The sequence below is a fragment of the Streptomyces sp. BK340 genome, assembly GCF_007827595.1.
Classification (GTDB): Bacteria; Actinomycetota; Actinomycetes; order Streptomycetales; family Streptomycetaceae; genus Streptomyces.
In genome coordinates, this window is the sequence record NZ_VISR01000024.1 from 67943 (window position 1) to 87413 (window position 19471).

At 71.2% G+C, this 19471-nt stretch carries 18 protein-coding genes and 1 pseudogene; 11 read left to right on the forward strand and 8 right to left on the reverse strand.

Annotated elements, in window-relative coordinates:
• Positions 1–130: 130 nt before the first annotated feature.
• Together FB157_RS33290 and trpD are read left to right on the forward strand one after the other, a co-directional pair.
• On the forward strand, positions 131–355 hold the full coding sequence (locus FB157_RS33290) for a hypothetical protein (RefSeq protein WP_145884390.1): 225 nt from the start codon (positions 131–133) through the stop codon (positions 353–355).
• A 42-nt stretch (positions 356–397) separates the two neighbouring features.
• Positions 398–1477 (forward strand): anthranilate phosphoribosyltransferase, encoded by a 1080-nt coding sequence (gene trpD, locus FB157_RS33295; protein WP_145884391.1) that lies wholly within the window; start codon positions 398–400, stop codon positions 1475–1477.
• A gap of 80 nt (positions 1478–1557) precedes the next feature.
• Here trpD and FB157_RS33300 read toward each other — a convergent pair whose 3' ends face one another.
• The 3 genes from FB157_RS33300 to FB157_RS33310 form a co-directional block, all read right to left on the reverse strand.
• Entirely contained in the window at positions 1558–2880 is a 1323-nt protein-coding gene (locus tag FB157_RS33300; RefSeq protein WP_261386699.1) for a cation:proton antiporter, read from the reverse strand.
• Positions 2861–3430: a flavin reductase family protein gene (locus FB157_RS33305; RefSeq protein ID WP_145884392.1), complete on the reverse strand. Its 570-nt coding sequence runs from the start codon at positions 3428–3430 to the stop codon at positions 2861–2863. Before FB157_RS33305 ends, FB157_RS33300 begins: the two co-directional genes overlap by 20 nt.
• Positions 3431–3514: 84 nt before the next feature.
• Positions 3515–5116: a tryptophan halogenase family protein gene (locus tag FB157_RS33310; protein WP_145884393.1), complete on the reverse strand. Its 1602-nt coding sequence runs from the start codon at positions 5114–5116 to the stop codon at positions 3515–3517.
• A gap of 311 nt (positions 5117–5427) precedes the next feature.
• Here FB157_RS33310 and sbnA point away from each other — a divergent pair, with 311 nt between their 5' ends.
• The 8 genes from sbnA (at position 5428) to FB157_RS33350 (ending at position 13332) form a co-directional block, all read left to right on the forward strand.
• Positions 5428–6438, forward strand: coding sequence for a 2,3-diaminopropionate biosynthesis protein SbnA (gene sbnA / locus FB157_RS33315; protein WP_261386700.1), 1011 nt, complete (start codon positions 5428–5430; stop codon positions 6436–6438).
• Positions 6439–6505: 67 nt separating this feature from the next.
• Positions 6506–6769, forward strand: a complete 264-nt coding sequence (locus FB157_RS33320) for an acyl carrier protein (protein WP_145884395.1) — start codon at positions 6506–6508, stop codon at positions 6767–6769.
• Positions 6766–8004 carry a beta-ketoacyl synthase gene (locus tag FB157_RS33325; RefSeq protein ID WP_145884396.1) on the forward strand — a complete coding sequence of 413 codons (1239 nt, stop codon included), beginning with the start codon at positions 6766–6768 and terminating at the stop codon, positions 8002–8004. Before FB157_RS33320 ends, FB157_RS33325 begins: the two co-directional genes overlap by 4 nt.
• 90 nt (positions 8005–8094) lie before the next feature.
• Positions 8095–9189, forward strand: a complete 1095-nt coding sequence (locus FB157_RS33330) for a beta-ketoacyl synthase N-terminal-like domain-containing protein (protein WP_186581802.1) — start codon at positions 8095–8097, stop codon at positions 9187–9189.
• 63 nt (positions 9190–9252) lie between these two features.
• Complete coding sequence (gene fabG, locus FB157_RS33335) at positions 9253–9996, forward strand: 3-oxoacyl-ACP reductase FabG (RefSeq protein ID WP_145884397.1); 744 nt, start codon at positions 9253–9255, stop codon at positions 9994–9996.
• 26 nt (positions 9997–10022) lie between these two features.
• Entirely contained in the window at positions 10023–10715 is a 693-nt protein-coding gene (locus FB157_RS33340; protein WP_145884398.1) for a 2-hydroxychromene-2-carboxylate isomerase, read from the forward strand.
• On the forward strand, positions 10712–12160 hold the full coding sequence (locus tag FB157_RS33345) for a condensation domain-containing protein (RefSeq protein ID WP_145884399.1): 1449 nt from the start codon (positions 10712–10714) through the stop codon (positions 12158–12160). The genes FB157_RS33340 and FB157_RS33345 overlap by 4 nt, the downstream gene beginning before the upstream one ends.
• Positions 12157–13332, forward strand: coding sequence for an FAD-dependent monooxygenase (locus FB157_RS33350; RefSeq protein ID WP_145884400.1), 1176 nt, complete (start codon positions 12157–12159; stop codon positions 13330–13332). Before FB157_RS33345 ends, FB157_RS33350 begins: the two co-directional genes overlap by 4 nt.
• Before the next feature lie 131 nt (positions 13333–13463).
• Here FB157_RS33350 and FB157_RS33355 read toward each other — a convergent pair whose 3' ends face one another.
• The 5 genes and pseudogenes from FB157_RS33355 to FB157_RS33375 form a co-directional block, all read right to left on the reverse strand.
• Positions 13464–14951, reverse strand: a complete 1488-nt coding sequence (locus tag FB157_RS33355) for an FG-GAP-like repeat-containing protein (protein ID WP_145884401.1) — start codon at positions 14949–14951, stop codon at positions 13464–13466.
• A 52-nt stretch (positions 14952–15003) separates the two neighbouring features.
• Entirely contained in the window at positions 15004–16431 is a 1428-nt protein-coding gene (locus FB157_RS33360) for an FG-GAP-like repeat-containing protein (RefSeq protein WP_145884402.1), read from the reverse strand.
• 419 nt (positions 16432–16850) lie between these two features.
• Positions 16851–17306, reverse strand: a complete 456-nt coding sequence (locus FB157_RS33365; RefSeq protein WP_145884403.1) for a hypothetical protein — start codon at positions 17304–17306, stop codon at positions 16851–16853.
• Positions 17307–17346: 40 nt separating this feature from the next.
• A complete protein-coding gene (locus FB157_RS33370; protein WP_145884404.1) occupies positions 17347–18543 on the reverse strand; it encodes an amidase domain-containing protein in 1197 nt (398 codons plus the stop codon).
• A 294-nt stretch (positions 18544–18837) separates the two neighbouring features.
• Positions 18838–19070: pseudogene (locus tag FB157_RS33375) on the reverse strand (HAD family hydrolase); the annotation flags it as partial.
• Positions 19071–19221: 151 nt separating this feature from the next.
• Here FB157_RS33375 and FB157_RS33380 point away from each other — a divergent pair.
• Entirely contained in the window at positions 19222–19446 is a 225-nt protein-coding gene (locus FB157_RS33380) for an MbtH family NRPS accessory protein (protein WP_145884405.1), read from the forward strand.
• Positions 19447–19471 lie beyond the last annotated feature (25 nt).

The following is a 19471-nucleotide window of genomic DNA, read 5'->3' on the forward strand; positions in this document are numbered from 1 at the left end:
GCATGTATATCGTCGTTATCGCCGGGCGTGCGGGGGCGAAGCTCGGTCGATAATAAAGCGAAGCGGCACCCCCATAGATTTCTTGCTGTCGGAACGAACCGCAGCAACGAAAACCCAACGGGAGACGAAAATGCAGCTCGTCAAGTCCGCTCGGAAGAACAAGCTCCAGGCTCTCGTCCTCGCGGCGCTGACCGCGGGCGCAGTTTTCACCGCGGTGGCGGGCGCCGACCACGCCGAGGCGCAGGAGCGGCCGGCCGCGGTCACCACCGCGGACGGGGTTCAGGCCGGCGTCGTGGTCTCCGGTGACGGGGTCACCGTGACGCTGGGCACCGACGGCGTGGACCCCTGGAGCTAGGCCGGGGCGACGGGCCGAACCACGGACCGAAGGAGAGTACCTGTGAGCACAGGCACCGAGACGGAGCGGACGGAACGCTCCTGGCCCGCACTGCTCGGGTCCGTTCTGAACGGCCGTGACCTGTCCGGCGCGGACACCGCGTGGGTCATGGACCAGGTGATGCGGGGCAAGGCCCCGGACGCCCTGATCGCCGGCTTCCTGGTCGCCCTGCGCGCCAAGGGGGAGACGGTCGGCGAACTGGAGGGGCTCGTACGAGGGATGATGGCGCACGCCGTGCGCATCGACGTGCCGGGGAGGACCGTCGATGTGGTCGGTACCGGGGGAGACGGGGCGAACACCGTCAACATCTCCACCATGGCCGCGATCGTGGCGGCGGGCGCCGGCGTACGGGTCGTCAAGCACGGCAACCGGGCCGCGAGTTCGGCCTCGGGGTCGGCGGACGTACTGGAGCGGCTCGGTGTGAGTCTCAGGATTCCGCCGGGGCAGGTCGCCGCGGTGGCGGAGGAGGCCGGGATCACCTTCTGCTTCGCCCCCGACTTCCACCCGGCGATGCGGCACGCGGCCGGGGCACGGCGGGCGCTGGGCATTCCGACCGTGTTCAACGCCCTGGGTCCGCTGACCAATCCGGCGGCTCCCGCGGCACACGCGGTGGGGGTCTCCGACCCGCGGCTGCTGCCGCTGGTCGCCGGGGTGCTGGCGCGGCGGGGGGCCACCGCGCTGGTGTTCCGGGGCGACGACGGGCTGGACGAGCTGACGGTGACGACCACGTCCACCGTGTTCTCGGTGGCCGGGGGCCAGCTGCGGCAGGAGACCTTCGATCCGCGGGACGTCGGTGTCACGCCGGCGCCGGTCGAGGCGCTGCGGGGTGGCGACGCCGTGCACAACGCGGAGGTCGCACTGCGGGTGCTGGACGGTGAACGCGGTCCGGTGCGGGACGCGGTGCTGCTGTCGGCGGCGGCTGCGCTTGCCGCTTCCGCGGAGGGCGGCGGTCGTACGGTGACCGAACGGATCGGGGCTGCACTGGGGTCGGCGGCCGAGGCCGTCGACTCGGGGGCGGCTCGGGCGACGCTGGAGCGGTGGGTTTCTGCGACGAGGGAGAGGGCGCTGGCACCGGCCGCATGAGTGGGCCCCCGGGGCCGGTGTGACCGCCCCCGGGGGCTTTGCCCCTGGATCTCCGTGTCAGCCCCGAACGGGCCTCGTCCTCAAACGCCGGACGGGCTGGATGCCGCCGGCCGGGGCTGGGAGGCCGCCGGAAGGTTCTGCGAGGCTGCCGACGCGTCCTGCGGGTCGTCCGGCACGGGCGGGCGACGGAACCAGGTGAGCGCAGGAGAAGTGATCGCCGTGGTGAGGAGCGCCATCAGGACCAGGATCGTGAAGAGGGCAGGGCCGATCACGCCCAGCTGAAGGCCGAGGTTGAGGGCCACCAGCTCGGTCAGGCCACGGCAGTTCATCAGTGCGCCGATGGACATCGCGTCCCGCCAGGTCTCGCCGGCCAGCCGGGCCGCGGCCGTGCTGCCGCCCCACTTGCCGAGGGCGGCCACCGCCAGCACCGCCGCCGCCCACAGCCACTGGGCGGAGTTGCCGGTGAGCAGGGCGACGTCGGTCTTCAGGCCCGTGCTGACGAAGAACAGCGGGAGCAGCACCGGTACGGTGAACGCCCGCAAGCGGGCCGCGGAGATCTCGACGGTGCGCGAGCCACGCGGGGTGACCACGCCGAACAAGAACGCGCCGAACAGGGCGTGGATGCCGATCCGGTCGGTGACGAAGGCCGACAGGCACAGGCCGCTGAACAGCACCACCAGGACGGTGGACTCCACGGCCCGCGACGCCCGTTCGGCGGCCCTCGCCAGCAACGGTCGCACGACCAGCAGCATCACCGTGAGGAACACCACCGACCACAGTGCCGTCAGCGCCGCGTCCTGGAGGGAGCCGCTCGCGCCGACCGCCGCCACCACGGCCAGCAGACACCAGGCGGTCACGTCGTCGACGGCCGCGCAGGCCATGGCCAGCGAGCCCAGGCGGGTGTTGTACATGCCGCGGTCGGTGAGGATGCGGGCCAGCACCGGGAACGCGGTGATGCTCATCGACACCGCGATGAACAGGACGAACGGCAGCCGGCCCACGCCCTCGGGAGCGAACGTGCCGTACATGCCGAGCGCGAGGAGCGAACCCAGCGCCAGTGGCAGCGAGATGCTGGCCTGAGAGACGGCCACCGCGGAGCGGCCGTGACCGCGCAGCGCCGAGAGGTCCAGCTCCAGGCCGACCAGGAACATGAAGGCCAGCAGCCCCAGATTGCCCAGCGCGCCGACGTACGGCAGTACTTCCGGCGGGAAGAGCCAGTGCTGGAACGACGGTGAGAGCCAGCCGAGCAGGGATGGTCCGAGCAGGATGCCCAGCGTGATCTCGCCGATCACCGGGGGCTGGCCCAGCCGCCGGAACAGGACCGCGCCGGCCCGGCAGGCGGCGATGACCACCGGCACCGCGATCAGCAGGTCCGGCAACGGGTCAAAGGCGGGTGCCGACACGGGCGTCTCCTTCGAGAGGGACCGGCATCTCGGCGAGCGGACTCGCCGCCACCGACCAGCGGGCGTACCGGCGGCGGCCGTACAGCAGGGGCTCGCCGGCGTCCGCCAGCGTGACTCCGGTGACCCGGCCGAAGACGGCCGTGTGGTCGCCGACCTCGACCGCCTGCGCGATCTCGCAGTCCGCGACAGCCAGCGCCGCACCGGTCAGATGGGGGCCGCCGGCGCCCAGGGGCAGCCGCCACTCGGCGCGCTCGAAGCGGTCGGCGTTGCCGGAGGCGAACAGGTCGGAGACGTCGCGGGCCCGCTCGTCCAGGAGGTTGACGGCGAACCGGCCGCTCTCCAGGGCGGCCTGCAGGGTCGGCCCCGCGGTGCGCAGGCAGACCACCAGGGTCGCCGGGTCGAGGGCCACGCTCGCCAGTGAGCTGCAGGTCATCCCGCGCGGAACGGAGTCGGCGTCGAGCGCCGTGACGACGGAGACCCCGGACGGGAAGCAGGACATCAGCGGGCGTATGTCGGTGTTGCCGGACGACGTGCTCAGGGATGTGCTCATGCAGGAGGACTCCTGTCCGTGAGAGGCCGGCGGTGCCGCGCCGCCGGGAGCGACGGGCACCGCCGTGCGGTGCTGGACCTGGGCCTACTTGCCGTGCAGCTGGCGCAGGTAGTCGTAGGTGCTGGGGAGGGTCTGCAGCAGGTGCTCCTGCTGCTGCCGTACCTGCTCGAACAGCGGCTCGGCGCCCGCCACGGACTCCGGCTTGTGGGCGAGGGCCGGCAGCGGGGTGTCGGGTTCCAGGCCGAGGCCGGCGAAGATGCAGTAGTAGCTGCCGTTGGTCCAGAAGTTCCGGAACTCCGCCTCGAAATTGCCGTAGTACGTGGACTCGTCGGCGATCGGCGAATTGATCGGCAGGCCGGCTTTGTAGGCCTCGATCTTCTTCTGGATGTTCTCCGGCAGCGTCAGCTCCTTCTGGGCCCGCCAGAACGGGCTGTCGTTGCGCGGGGCGTAGTAGAAGTGGGCCTGGATGAAGTCGCGGGTGTCGTCGAACATCACCTCGATCTCGTTGTTGAAACTGTCGACCAGCGCCGGGTTGAAGGTGCGGTCCGGGAAATGCTTCGCGAGCTGGTAGATGGCGGCTGTGATGAAGTAGATGCCGGTCGACTCCAGCGGCTCGAGGAAGCAGGAGGCGAGGCCGATGCTCACCACGTTGTTGACCCAGGCGCGACGGTTGCGGCCGACCCGGAAACGGACGTGGTTGAACTTGGTCTCGGCCGGGTCCAGATTCCACATTTCGCAGAATTCCCGGGTCGCCTCGTCCTGCGAGGTGAACTTGCTGGAGTAGACGTAGCCGGAGCCGAAGCGGCCCAGCATCGGGATCTTCCAGGCCCAGCCGGAGGACATCGCGATGGCGGAGGTGTACGGCTCCACACCGTTCGCCTCGTCGTCGTGCGGGACGGCGGTGGCGACCGCGCTGTCGCACATGAGGTGGTCGCTCATGTCCAGGAACGGCTCGCCCAGGGCCTTGTTGATCAGCAGCCCGCGGAAGCCCGAGCAGTCCACGAACAGGTCCGCGTCCAGCACCCGCCCGGACTTGCAGTGCAGCGCGGTGACGTACCCGCGCTGGTCCTGCTCGACCCGCACCATCTCGTCCTGGACGTGCTCGACGCCCTGCTTGTCGGTGGCGAACCGGCGCAGGAAGTCGGCGACCAGCGCCGCGTCGAAGTGCCAGGCGTAGCGGGTGGAGGGGGTGCCGTCGAGCCACTTCGGGGAGAGATTGGCGTCCATCACCGGGGGCTCGCGGAAGCACGAGTAGTCGAACGGCTCGTCCGTGCGGCCCTCGTGCCTGTTCTTGAACCAGTAGTGCGACAACGGCGTGTTGTCGTGGTCCGGCAGGATGCCGAACGGGTGGTAGAAGTGGTCCGGCCGGCCGTCGTCCAGCGTGCGGGCCCCGGGCTCACCGCGGCCCGGCGTGCGCCAGTTGACGAAGCGCACCGCCATCTTGAAACTGGCGTTGCACTCCCGCATCCACTCCTCCTCGGGTATCCCGAGATAGTCGAAGAGCACGCGGTGCAGATTGGGAACGGTGGCCTCGCCCACGCCGATCCGGGGAATGGCGGGAGCCTCCAGCACCTGGATGTCCACGGTGCCCTGCAGCGCCTTGCCCAGATAGGCAGCGGTCATCCAGCCGGCCGTGCCGCCGCCGAGAATGACGACCTTACGGATACGCGAGTCGGTATCGGTCATATGCGGGGCTCTCTCTCCTGGTCGGGTGGGTCGGGAGCACATTCGTCCCGACGCTGTCGAGCGATTCCACGCCAGATTCGGAGGGCCGGCTATGCCGCTTCTATAGATGGCTGGAATCTCTGCTTGAGCAGCCTTGTATGGGTGAGGTATAGGCGGCCCGGCGATTGTCGGGTGGCATAGAAAACCGCCCCGCAACTCCCAGCAGAGGATGGCTGCATCAGATGCCGTACGAAGACGGGAATGCCGTTGCCCCGGGGCCGGGCGGACTCCCCGGTACTCCGCCGGCCGGACTCAAGGGAATCCTTTCCGCGGTGGGGGGAACCCCGCTGATCGAGCTGGAACGGCTCGTCCCGGGATTCCCCGGCAGGCTGTTGGCCAAAGCCGAACGGTTCAACCCCGGCGGCAGTGTCAAGGACCGCTCCGCGCTCGGCATGGTGCTGGGCCGGATCCGCTCCGGGGAGCTCGTGCCCGGCCGTTCCACGGTGATCGAGTCCAGCTCCGGCAACCTCGCGATCGGACTCGCCCAGATCTGCGGGTACTTCGGACTGCGCCTCGTCTGCGTGGTCGACGCCCGCACCACCCAGCAGAACATCGCGATCCTGCGCGCCTACGGCGCCGAGGTCGAAGTGGTCCGCGATCCGGACCCGGTCACCGGTGAACTGCTGCCCGCGCGGCTGCGCCGGGTGGCCGAACTGCTGGCCGAAACCCACGACTCGTACTGGCCCGACCAGTACGCCAACCCCCTCAACCGGCAGGCGCACCTGACCACCATGCGGGAGATCGCCGAGGCGCTCGACGGACAGGTGGACCACCTGGTCCTGGCCGCCGGCACCGGCGGCACCCTGGGCGGCTGCGCCGAGTACATCCGGCAGGCGGGACTCGCCACCACCGTGCACGCCGTCGACGCCGTCGGCAGTGTGCTGTTCGGGCCGACCGCGAGCTGCAAGCGGCTGGTGCCCGGGCACGGTGCCTCGGTACGGCCCAAGCTGCTGCGCACCGCGGACGCCGACCACGTCATCCACGTCACCGACCTGGACTGTGTGGTGGGCTGCCGGCGGCTGGTGCGGCGCGAGGCGATCCTCGCCGGCGGCTCCTCCGGTGCGGTCGTGTCCGCGCTGGAGAGCGTCCTGCCCCACGTCGAACCGGGCGCGAACGTCGTGCTGATCCTGCCCGACGGCGGCGACCGCTACCTGGACACGATCTACGACGACGCCTGGGTACGGCGTCACTTCGGCGCGGTCTCCCACCTCTGGGACGACGGCACCATGTTCCCCCAACCCGCCGGGAACGCGAGCGAGTTGGCCGATATAGGGCATCGATAGCCGGCCCGCCCAGCATGGTCGGCATCGACCACGGAACCCCCTTTCATCCCCTTTACGGAGGCATCCCATGACCACGCAGATCCCCGCCCTGGGCGAGACCGAGCAGAGCCAGATCAAGGACATCGTCTGCGACATCCTCGAGCTGGAGCTCGACGAGGTCACCGACACCAGCCTGTTCAAGGAGGAGCACGACGCCGACTCGCTGCGCACCATCGAGATCCTGGCCTCCCTGGAGCGCACCTTCGGCATCACCCTGAAGCAGTCCGAGCTGAGCCGCATGGTCAACCTCGCCGGCGTCTACGCCGTGGTCGCCGAGGCCAAGGCCCAGTGACCGGCGCCCGGCACCGGGTGGTCGTCACCGGCCTCGGGGTGGTGACCAGCATCGGCACCGGAGTGGACGCGTTCGCCGCGGGCCTGCGGGCCGGGCGCAGCGGCGCGAAGCCCATCACCGCCTTCGACACCACCGGCTTCGCCTACTCCAACGCCTGCGAGATCACCGACTTCGACCCCGAGGCCTGGATCACCGAGCAGTCGCCGGACGACCTCGGCCGCGCCGCCCAGTTCGCGGTCGCCGCGAGCCGGATGGCGGTGGCCGACGCCGGCCTCACCGAGGAGCAGGTGCGCGAGGTCCGGTCGCTGGTCTCCGTCGGCACCACCGACGGTGAGTCCCGCGACCTGGACCACCTCACCGGGCTGCAGGTCAACGGCGGTGACGACGTGCTCGACGCCGTGGTGGCCCGCCGGGTGTGGCCGGGCCGGCTGTCCGCCGGGATCGTGCGCGAACTCGGCCTGGAGGACGTGGAGACGGTCACCGTCCCCACCGCCTGCGCCGCCGGAAACTACGCCGTCGGATACGGCTACGACGCGATCAGCTCGGGCGACGTCGAGATGGCGCTGTGCGGGGGCGCGGACGCGCTGTGCCGCAAGACCTTCACCGGCTTCTACCGGCTCGGCACCATCGCACCCGACGTGTGCCGTCCGTTCGACGCCGACCGGCAGGGCATCCTGACCGGCGAGGGCGCCGGCATCCTGCTCATGGAGTCGCTGGAGTCCGCGCTGGCCCGCGGCGCCCGCATCTACGCCGAGGTGCTCGGCTACGGGCTGTCCTGCGACGCCAGCCACCCCGTCGCCCCGGACCGCGACTCGATCGCCCGCTGCATCACGGCCGCGCACCGCAACGCCGGAATCGAGGCGGCCGACGTCGACTTCATCTCGGCGCACGGCACCGGCACCAAGGCCAACGACGTCACCGAGGTCGGCGCGATCCGGCAGGTGTTCGGCGCGGAACTGCCGCGCACCGTCTCCATCAAGTCGATGATCGGGCACACCATGGGCGCCGCCAGCGCCCTCGCCTCGGCGGCCTGTGCGCTCGCCCTGCGCGACGGCTTCATCCCGCCCACCGTCAACCACCGCACCACCGACCCCGAGTGCGCGGTCGACTGCGTGCCCAACGAGGCAGTCGAGGCGGACCTGAGGGTCGTGCAGAACAACGGCCTCGCCTTCGGCGGCAACAACGCGGTGCTGGTGCTCGGCCGGTGGGACACACCCGCGCCGGCCGCGGCCTGAGACGGACGGCCTGAAACAGACCTCCTGAGACAGACCGCCTGAGACCGACACAGCACACCGACACACGACGACAGAGGGGAGTGGGACGCCATGGCAGCCGAAACGGGCGCGCCGCCGGCGGAGCTGGTGATATCGGGCTGGGCCGTGTCCTCGCCGTACGGACTGGGCAGGACCGCCTTCGCCGGGGGCCTCGCGTCCGGACGGCGTGCGATCGCCCCGCTGGACGGCGCCGACTGGCCGGTGCCGTACGAGGAGGCCGGGCTGATCCCCGGCTTCGACATCAAGGCGGTACTGGGCCGCAAGGGCACCCGTTCCATGGACCGGGTCACCGGCATCGCGGCCGCCACGGTCGGGATGCTCCTCGCGGAGTACGGGACCGGGCTCGCCGCCGACCCGGAGTCGACCGGGCTGGTCCTCGGCACCTCCGGCAGCGTGCAGTCGATCATGGACTTCACGCGGGACGCGCTCACCGGTGACAAGCCCTACCTCGTCGACCCGGCACGCTTCCCCAACACCGTCATGAACTGCCCCACCGGGCAGAGCGCCATCCGGCACACCCTCAAGGGCCCCAACGTCACCGTCTCCGGCGGCGCGGCGACCGCGCTGCTCTCGCTGCAGTACGCCTCCCGGCTGCTGCGCGGCGGGCACGGCCGGGCGCTGCTGGCGGGCGCGGCCGAGGAGTTCTCCGTGCAGCGCGCCCGCCTGGAGCGGGTCGCCGACCACGGGGGCGCCGCACCGCAGCCGCTCGGCGAGGGCGCCGCGCTGTTCCTGCTGGAGGACGCGGCGGACGCCCGGGAGTCCGGCCGTCCGGTCCTGGCCGCCGTCCTCGGCTCCCGCTTCCGCGCCTTCCAGGACACCGCGCGGGCCGGTACGGCACTGGAGCGCTGTGTCGCCGACGTGCTGGCCGCCGCGGGCGCCGCCCCGGACGACGTGGAGCTGATCGCGCCCGGCACCCCGCCCGGACTGCTCGGCAAGCAGGAGGAGTCCGCGCTCGACGGCCTCACCGGCAACCGGCTGCCCGTCCGCTCCCTGGTCGGTGACGCCGGCGCCGCCTCCGCCGCCTTCCAGCTCGCCGCCGTCCTCGCCGAGGCGGAGGCCGACCCGCGTCTGGTGGACCGGCTGACCCTGGTCACCGCCGTCGACCGCGACGGCACCGCGGGCGCGGTGCTGCTGCGCCTGGCCTGACGGCCGTAACCCCCGGCACTTCCGAAACCAACGGTCCGAACTTCCTAGGAGAGAGGCAAGTCCATGTCCGACACACCGAGGCCGGTGGCGCTCGTCACCGGTGGATCGCGCGGTATCGGGCGGGCCGTCGTGGAGACGCTGGCCCGGGACGGCTACGACGTGGCGCTGTGTTTCCAGTCCAACGAACAGGCGGGCGAGCTGGCCGCGAAGGCGGCCGAAGCGCACGGCGCGCGGACCCTGGCGCGCCGGGTCGACGTGACCGACCGGGCCGCCGTGGCGGACTTCGTGCAGCAGACCGAGGACCGGCTCGGCCCGGTCGACGTCCTGGTCACCGCGGCCGGCATCGTCCGGGACGGCCATCTGGCGATGATGGCCGACGAGGACTGGGACGCCGTCCTGCGCACCAACCTCGACGGCACGTACCACTTCGTCAAGGCGCTCGCCTTCCCCATGATGAAGCGCCGCCGCGGCACGGTGATCACGCTCTCCTCGGTCGCGGCGGAGGGCCACGCCACCCAGGCCAACTACTCCGCGTCCAAGGCCGGGATCATCGGCCTCACCAAGGCCTTCGCCAAGGAGGCCGGCCGGTCCGGCATCCGCGCCAACGTGGTCGCCCCCGGCTTCATCGGCACCGACATGACCGGCGGGCTCTCCGAGAAGCACGTCAAGGAGATGACCCGCCGCATCCCGCTGGGCCGCTTCGGCGAGCCGCAGGAGGTCGCCGAACTGGTGTCGTTCCTGGCGGGCGAGCGCGCCTCGTACATCACCGGACAGGTCTTCGCCATCGACGGCGGCCTGGTCGTCTGACCACGGCACCACGGAAGGAATCAGCCATGCCACGCGCCGCCCGGCCGCCGCGGTTCTACTTCAACCTGCGCAGCCCCTACAACTTCTTCGCCCTGCGCGCGCTGCGCGCCCACCGCCCCGACCTGCTCGACCGGCTGGAGTGGCGGCCCTTCTGGGAGCCCGACGAGACCAGCCAGAAGCTGCTCGCCGAGGCCGGGGCCGAGTTCCCGTACACGCCCATGTCCCGGGCCAAGCAGTTCTACATCCTGCGTGACGTGCGCCGCCTGGCCACCGCGCGCGGACTGGAGCTGACCTGGCCGGTGGACGCCGAGCCGTGGTGGGAGCCCGCGCACCTGACCTGGTTCGCAGCCGAGCGGCACGGCCTCGGCCAGGCCTGGGTCGAGCGGGCCGGCCGGGCCCGCTGGCTGGAGGGCCGCGACCTGTGCGACCCGGCCACGGTCGCCGAACTCGCCGCCGAACTCGGCTTCGAGGCCGCCGACACCGACGACACCGAGCTGCGCGCCCAGGGCGCCAGGGCGCTGCTGGACGTCGTACGCGACGGCGTGTTCGGGGTGCCGTACTTCATCAACGGCTCGGAGCCCTACTGGGGTCTGGACCGGGTGGCCGACTTCGTCGCCTCCTTCGGCCAGCCGGGCGAGGAGACCGACCCGGACGCCGCCGACCTGTCCGTCGTCGCGGGCCGCGCCTCCGACCTGAGCCACGCGGGAGGCTGCGGATGAGCACCGCCGTACGGGCGCTGCCGCTCACCACGGTCCAGGAGTCGATGTGGACGGCGTACCGCATCGCCCCGGACAGCGCCGCCTACAACATCGTGATGCCGCTCAGGCTGCGCGGCCGGGTCGACCCCGCCGCCATGGACGCGGCCGTCGCCTCGGTCGGCGAGCGGCAGGAGCTGCTGCGCTCCGTCTTCGCCGAGCAGGACGGCCGCCCGGTCCGGGTCGTCGCCGAACAGCCCATGATCCGGCTGGAGTTCCGTGATCTGGAGGGCGCCGACGAGAGCCGGCTGTTCCAGGCCGCCGAGGAGGCCGGAGCCCGCCCCTTCCGGCTGGAGGCGGGCACCTTCCGGGTCGTCCTGCTGCGCCGCACCGACGACGACTGGGCGCTGGTCACCTCCGCCCACCACATCGTCAGCGACTTCACCTCGCGCTGGCTGCTGGTCCGTGACGTGCTGGACGCCTACGCGGCGCACGCCACCGGCACCGCACCCGCCTGGCGTCCGCTGACCTCCTCCTACAGCGAGTACGCGGCCGAGGAACTGCGCTTCACCGCATCCGACGCGGGCCTCGCGGCCGCCGAGGAGTGGCGGGCCGCGGTGAGCGGTTCGGCCCCCGCCGAACTGCCCCTGGACCGGCCCCGGCCGCGGGTGCGGTCCCTGCGCGGCGACACGGTCGTACGACGCCTCGCGCCGGAGTCGGCCGACGGGCTCGGCCCGGCCGCGGGCGCGGCGGGCGTGACCCCGTTCGCGTATCTGCTCGCCGTGTTCCAGGCCCTCACCCACCGCTGGAGCGGCCAGGACGACTTCCTGCTCGGCGTGCCCGCCTCGGCGCGCTCCGGACGCGGTCAGCGGGACCTGATCGGCTGCTTCCTCAACACCATGCCGGTGCGTGCCGAGTTCGGCCCCGACACCACGTTCCGGTCCGCGGCCGGGCAGGCGGGGGAGCGGATCATGCGGGGCATGCTCGGGGTGCGCTACCCCTGCGGGCTCGCCTTCCCGGACACCGTGCTGTTCCGGGCCGCGCTGTTCCTGGTCCAGATGGACCGCATGCAGCCGCCCGTGCCCAACGTCCCGCCGGGCGAGGCCGTCGGCCCGGCCATCTCCTGCGCCGGCCTCGACATCGCCCTCATCGACGTACCGCAGCAGGAGGGCCAGCTCGACCTGCTGCTGCGCATCGAGCAGACCCCCGACGGCGTCACCGCCGTCTTCTCCTACGACACCGACGTGCTGGACCGGACGAGCGTGGAGCGGCTCGCGGACGGCTACGAGCGGCTGCTCGCGGCCGCCGTGCGGGACCCGGACGCACGGATCGCGGACGTGGAACTGGCCGCCGCCGCCGACCTGGACGCCCTCCTCGCGCTGGGCGACTCCGGCGCCTACGACGACTTCGCCTTCGACGAGTCGTACGACTCCTTCGACTCCTTCGAGAACGCCTGGGACCACCGATGATGACGACCACCACGATCGCGGTGACCGGCGCCGGGATCGGCGGACTCGCCGCCGCCGCGGCCCTGCACCAGCGGGGCATCGACGTGCACGTCTACGAGCGCGGCGACACCCTGCGCGAGCAGGGCGTCGGCATGCACCTGGGACCCAACGGCACCCGGCTGCTGCACCGGCTCGGACTGGCCGGCGAACTGGAGCGGGCCGCGGTACGGCCCGAGGCACTTCAGGTGCGGGCCTTCCACGACGGCTCCGTCGTGGCCCGGCAGGAGATGGGCGCGGCCTGGGAGCGGGCGTTCGGCGCGCCCTATCTCACCGTGCACCGCGGCGACCTGCACCGGATGCTGGCCTCCCTGCTGCCGGCCTCGCGGGTGCACACCGGGCGCGAGCTGGTGGCGTACGAGGAGGGCCGCAAGGGCGTCACCCTGCGCTTCGCCGACGGCACCGCGACCCGGGCCTCCGCCCTGGTGGGCGCGGACGGGGTGCACTCGGTGGTGCGGCGCTCGCTCGCCGGGGACGAACAGCCCCTCTACTCGGGCAACAGCGCGCTGCGCGGTCTGGTGGACGCGGCCGACGTGCCCGGACTCGACCCCACGCAGATGTACATGTTCGCGGGGCCGACGGCACGCGTACTGGTCTACCCGGTCAGCGGCGGGCGGCAGTTCACCTACGTCGTGGTCGCGCCGGCACCGGAGGGCCACGCCGAGTCCTGGACCAGCGCGGCGGAGCGCGCCGACCTCGACGCCGCGCTCGCCGGATGGGCGCCGCAGGTGCGCGGACTCGTGGGGGCGGCACGGGACGTGCGGCGCTGGGCGCTGTACGACCGGGAGCCGCTGCGGCGCTGGAGCACCGCCCGCACCACGCTGCTCGGCGACGCGGCCCACCCGATGCTGCCGCACCACGGGCAGGGCGCCAACCAGGCCGTGGAGGACGGCGTCGCGCTCGCCGTCTGCCTCGCCGGGGCGGAGCCCGGCGGCGACGGGATCGCCGCCGCGCTGGCCCGCTACGAGGCCGTGCGCCGTCCGCACACCACCCGCGTGCAACTGGGCTCGCGGGACGGCGGCGGACGCGGCCCCGGCAAGGGCGTGCGGGACCAGGCCGCCGACGTGTCCTGGATCCTCGCGCACGACGTCGAGCGGAGCCTGTGCGAGGAGGTGTCCGGGGAGAACGCCGCCTGACCGACACCCCAGGGCCCCCGATGCCGTCACCGGCGCCGGGGGCCAACGGGCCAGAGGAGGAGGCCGCGCCGTTCGGCCCGGCGCCGGGGCGTGGCGGGTGGAGATCTGTCGGACGGCAGCGTGGGGACTCGCTAGCCGCGCCCGATCACCAGCCCGTACTCCAGGGCGCTTGTCGAGGACGGGAGCCCCAGGCTCTTCGGCGTCAGGGTCCTGGAACCCGTCGCCGTCGTGCCCTGCGCGGTGCCCGGGAGGAGCCAGACGCCGCCCTGGGCGGAGTTCTCGCCGGGAGCGCCTGCCGCGAGGTCCGCGTAGCCGTCGGCGTCGTAGTCCTGAAGGCGGACCGATGCGCCGAACCGGTCGCTCGTCTCCGCGGTGCCCGGGACGCCGCTGCTGTTCTGGGTGAAGCCGACGCTCGTCGCCGTACCGCCGGAGGACAGCAGGCCGGTGGCGGTGCCGTGGACGAGGACCACCGTGCCCGCGTTCTGCTGAGAGCCCACCGCCTCGTACTCGTCGCCGATGGCGAGGTCGGCGTAGCCGTCGCCGTCGATGTCGCCCGCGGCGACCGCTGCGCCGAGGCGGTCCTCGGACTCGGCGGCGCCGGCGATGCCCGGAGTGTCCTGCTGGATCTCCTGGGTGCGGGCGCCGAAGCCGTCGGACTTCGAGCCGTACGCCACCTTCACCAGACCGCCCTTGAACACCTCGGCACGACCCGTGGAGTAGTCCGCGCAGTCCGGAGCGTCCTCCTCGTAGTTCGGGTAGCAGTAGCCGAGGGCCAAGTCGTCCGTGCCGTCCGCGTCGAAGTCGGCGGCTGCGAGGGAGACGGCGGAGGCCGTGGTGCTCCACAGCTGTACCGGGGCGCCGTCCTGCCAGCGGTAGATCCGGACGAATCTGCTCTCCGTCGCCTTGATCGAGACCGCGAGGTCGTCGTCGCCGTCGCCGTCGAAGTCGCCGGTGGTCAGGGCCGTCACGCCGCCGAGGTCCGCTCCGGCGATCTCCCCGCTCAGGGTGTCCGGGGAGTCGGCGGTGAGCGGGCCGGGACGCAGCACAGCGCCGCCGTGCTCCTCGCCGCTGCGGCTGAGAACCAGGTCGGTGCGGCCGTCGCCGGTCACGTCCCCGGCGGCGATCACCGCGCCGATCCGGGAGAACTCGCTCGCACCTTGCGCGACCGTGTAGCCACCGCTGGTGAAGCCGGAGGCAGAGCCGCGCAGCACGGTGACGGTGCCGTGTTCGGCGGACTTGTCGGCGGAGAGCGACTCGCTGGAGGCGCCCACGACCAGGTCGGCGTAGCGGTCGCCGTCGACGTCCGCGGCGGTGACCGCGGAGCCGAAGAGATCACCCGCCTCGGGGGTGCCCGGCACTCCGCTCGTGGCCTGGCTGATCCGTACGGAGCCGTACTTGCCCGGTCCGTCCGGGCCACCCCACACGACGTTCACGTAGCCGGCCTTGGCCTTGTCGCCGACCTGCCCGGAGGGCACGCCCACCGCCAGGTCCGGGTAGCCGTCGCCGTTGAAGTCTCCCTGCGGCGCGGCGGCGTCGGTGGCCTGCGCGGCGGTGGGCGCGGTAACGCCCAGCAGGGTCGTCGCGCAGATCACCGTCGCGGAGAGGATCTTGTTACGCATCGTTGTCGTTTCTCCTGTTGGTACTCAAGGCAATCGGTGTGAACCGGTGTGGTCAGTGGGCGAAGACATCCGCGAACTTGCGGCCCTCGACCACCGGATAGCCGAAGTCGCTCGCGTTGAAGGCGGTTGCGTACGAGGCCGTCAGGCCCGAGGTCGTGCCGCGCAGCACCCACGCCGCCCCGTCGTCGTATCCCCCGGGCACCACGTCCTCGCCGAACGCGCCGATCGCCAGGTCCGCCCTGCCGTTGCCGTTGATGTCGCCCAGCCGCAGCGAGGAGCCGAAGTGGTCGCCGGCCTCGGCGGCGCCCGGTACGCCCGGTGTCGCCTGGTGGAAGGACTGGGCCCCGCTCGTGGTCAGTCCGGCCGAACTTCCCTTGAGCAGATCGATGTTGCCGACGTTTCGGTGGCCGTCCACGTCCTCGTACGAGGCGCCGACCGCGATGTCCGCGTAGCCGTCGCCGGTCGCGTCGCCCACCGCGACGGCGGCGCCGAAGCCGTCGTAGTCCTCGCCGATGCCCGGCACACCGGCGCTGTCCTGGGTGTATCGGGTGCCCGTGGCGGGCAGTCCGGCGGCCTTGCCGTACCGCACCGTGAACGAACCGCCCTTACCGATCTCCGAGTCGCCGGTGACCAGGTCGTCGTATCCGTCGCCGTTGATGTCGCCCGCCGCGACGGCCTGATCCCAGGCGGTGCCGCCCGCTCCGGTGCCGTCGGCCAGCACCATGTAGCCGGAGCCGATGTCGCCGGGACCGCCGCGCAGGAGGCCCACGTAACCGTGGGTGGCGCCGGTGCTGTCGGCGCGGCCGCCGTGCACGACGAAGTCGCTTCCGTCAGTGGCGGAGAAGTGCCCGGCGACGATCCCGTCCAGGCGTACGCCCTCGGGCAGGAACCCCACCTCCGGTGCCAGCGCGCCGTCCTGGGTGGGCTTCCCGTCGGCATACCACCAGAAGGTGTTGCCACCGACGACGACCAGGTTGCCGGTGCCGTCGCCGTCGAGGTCGGCGAACGCGGCGCCCGTCCCGAACCCGCCGGCCTCGGCGTTCGGGGCGGTGAGCATGGTGCCGCCGGACGTGAACGGTTTCGCTCCGCCCCAGACGATGGTCACCGAGCCGTTCGCCTTACCCGTGATCCGCTCGTAGGGTGCGCCGACGATCAGGTCGGCGTAGCCGTCGCCGTTGACGTCACCGCTGGTGACGCTCTTGCCGAACTGGTCGTCGGACTCCGAGGTCCCGGGAACGCCCGGGGTGTTCTGGGTGATGTTCACCGAGCGGGCGGGGCTGACGCCGGAAGACGAGCCGAAGAGGACGGTGACCGTGCCACCGCTCGCCTTGGGCGTGCCGATGGCCAGATCGCGATACCCGTCACCGTTGAAGTCGTCCCACAGCCCGGAGGGCGCCGCAACGGCACCGGGAGCGCCCAGCCCCCCACAGGCCAGGGCGGCAGCCACCACAACGGCGAAGGTACGTATGCGCAAGGTCATGCTCCCGTCAGTGAACCGAGGCTTCAGCGACGTACGACTCGCTTGATGAACGAAGGGTTGTGCACGAGAAAGCACAAGGTGAACGCGCGCCGCCACCACCGCTACGGCTGTGGGCAGGCGTGAGTACAGCTGGAAGCCGTCGTTGGTCGTGCCGTCCTGGGACAGGAAAGTGCCTTTGGCGGAAAGCGAGTTGAGCTTGACCAGGCCAAGACTGTGAAGCTCTTGGAAGTGTCCACGGCGGGCCCGGCGGACTGGGGCCGGTAACAGGGCTGCCGTGCGGCTGATCGACGTGGAGGTCGTCGGCCGGGGAGGACGCCGGGGTCGCCGCGGAATTCGTCTGATGCGCTACATGCCCCAGAGGCGGGTAAGGGCATCGGCCCGCACAGCGCAGTGGTGGCCGATTCGCGCGTGGTCGCCCTTCAGGAGGCTGTTGGTGTGGCGGTCGAGGCCGGCGTCTTGCCAGGCGCGGTGGGCTGCCCAGTGAAGACGACGAGGTGCCACGTGCCCTTGTCGCGGGTCACCGTGAAGGTGTCGGTCATGGGTTTGCCCGCCTTGTCGGTGGCGGTGAGATGGGCGCTACCGGTGTTGGGGCCCATGTCATGGTCGATCTCGAGGTTGCTGATCTTCCACCCTCGTCCGCCCTTGGCGGCGAGGATCTTTGAGGCTTCTCGTCGCGACCAGGGCTCGTCCTTCACGCCGCCGATCCGGATGAGACCGGTCGTACTGCGTGCGTTGAGAGCGGAGATGTAGTCGGTGACGGCCTGGCGTGCGCCGTCGGTCGGTGAGGCAGCGGGTTTGGCTTCGTCCTTGTTTGACGAGCAGCCGGCCAGGGCCAGTAACGCGAGCGCGGCGACGGCGATGCGGCGACGGTTCATGGCAGGGTTCCTTCTTCTCCTGTGAGGGGTCGGCAGCCTGTCACGTGCGATGGGCGTACCACCAGGTGTTCGGGTGGTCGGAGACGAGCGTGTTCACGGGCTTGTTGTGCGTGTCGTGGGTGTGGTATGTGAGGTAGGGGATGCCCCTGTACTTCTTGGTGACGAACATCGAGTGGTCGATGACGTTGTTGCGGTTCCAGTCGGCCTGGAGAACATCCGAAGCCAGCAGGTCATACACGTTGCGAAGCGCCTTCGTCCGCTTCGAGTGCTTGATCGCGAACCAGTACCAGTTCTCGGCTCCGCCCCAGGTGTACGAAGTCCAGAGACTGGTGGGTCCGTAGAACCAGTACTTGTTGCTCGTGCGCTGGATGATGGAGCCGCCCGCCGGCTTCCAGCCGCCGGCGAGCATGATCTGCGACAGGAAATTCGTGCAGTCATTGCCGCCGTAGGTACGGAAGGCGGAGTTGTGGTGTTTCCAGTACTTGTCCGCGTAGGCGATCATCTTGCTGTAGCTGTACGCGGCTGTCGCGGCGGGTTTCACTGCCCCGGGCCCGGTGTCGGTGTCCGTGCCGGTTTCGGCAGGCGGCGTGGTGCTGGAACCCTCACCCTTGGTGCCCTCGTCTTCGTCTGCGGTTCCACCCTCGTCCGTTGTCTCCGGCTCCACATCGACGTCGGAGACCTGTGTGGTCGGCGTAGGTCCGCTCCCGGCGTCCGCCTTGTCTGAGGCCAGAAGCCAAGTGCCGTCGTCGGCCTTCGTGAACTTGACCGTATGGGGGAGGGACGACTCCTCGTATTCGGGAGCGCCGTCCTCGATCTCCTTCTGCGTGAACGGGAAGTACAGGCGGGTGTCTTCGGTGAGTCGAAGCGTGGCCTGCTGGCCTTCGACCGTGGAGTCGTCGACACTGACGTCGACCTGGGCCTTGGTGTAGGTGGTGCCGATTTTCTCGTACCGCTCCCTCTTGGCGGCCAGCGCGGACAGATCGTCCTGCGTCTGGGCCGACATGGCGGGCGTCGCCTTGATGCGGGCTGCAACACCCCGGAGAGTGGGCGGGCTGGTCGTGAGCATGTCGGCGCGCTGCTGAAGGTAGCCCTCGGCAAGCTGTGACAGTGACGATGCCGTGGCGTCCGAAGAGGCAGGGGCGTCATTCGGGACGGCGCTCGCGGGTATGTCGACGAGTGCGAGTATCGCCGCCGTGCCGGCCGCGGCGAAGGCGAGTCTGCGCTGCGCAGGGCGCATCAGACCTCCTGATCATGAGCTGACTGGTCGTCGTCAGCCTGCATGGAAGGAGATCAAGTCCGGGCGGAGCGTTCCCTTCTGGCTCTTTTCCTGCTCGGGAATGTCCGATTCCTCACCGCCTGGCGCTTCAGCCCCAGCAGGTGCTTGATCCACGGGTGTGCCGAACGCACGGGTCACGGGTCTGTCTCCCCGCAGCTCGCCGAGGGGGCGGACTGGTCCCTCGTCGGGGAGATCGTAGGTGGCGATCGCGGCCGACGGCGCAGGCAGCGCGGCATGGACCGGGGTGCGGGTCGGTTCCGTCAGGTGTGCTCCACGGCCGACCGCTTCACGGGCGCGGTATTCGGCTGCGACGTCGACGCCCGGCCGAATGAACCGTAGGGCTTCCGCGTTGTCGAGGCCTCGGCGACGACAGCGCCGACGAGCGCGGAGAGGGTGCGGCGGGGGACGCCGATCCGGTCCGCCCAGGACGCCCAGTAGCGGTCGTCCCTGGTGAGCGTCTCGCCGGTGTCGAACACGATGGTCTCAATCAGCGGGAAGCCTACGGCTCTCGAGGACAGGCACCAGTGGCTGCTCACCCCCGGAAGGGGACGTGCCGGGTCGCATATAGACGCTCAATACGCCCCTGATAGCGCCGAGTTCAACCATGGGCCCCATCTGACCGCACAGAAGGGACGTCCCATGGCCGAACAGACGACCGACGACGCCGTGTACCGCGTGGTGCTCAACGACGAGGAGCAGTACTCGATCTGGTGGGCCGACCGTCCGCTGCCGGCCGGCTGGCACGCCGAGGGCACCGAGGGCACCCGCGAGGAGTGCCTGGCGCGCATCGACACCGTGTGGACCGACATGCGCCCCCTGGGCCTGCGCCGCCGTATGGCCGAGGCCGGGTCGACGGCGGCCTGAGCCGCCGCACTCCACGCCGAGCCCC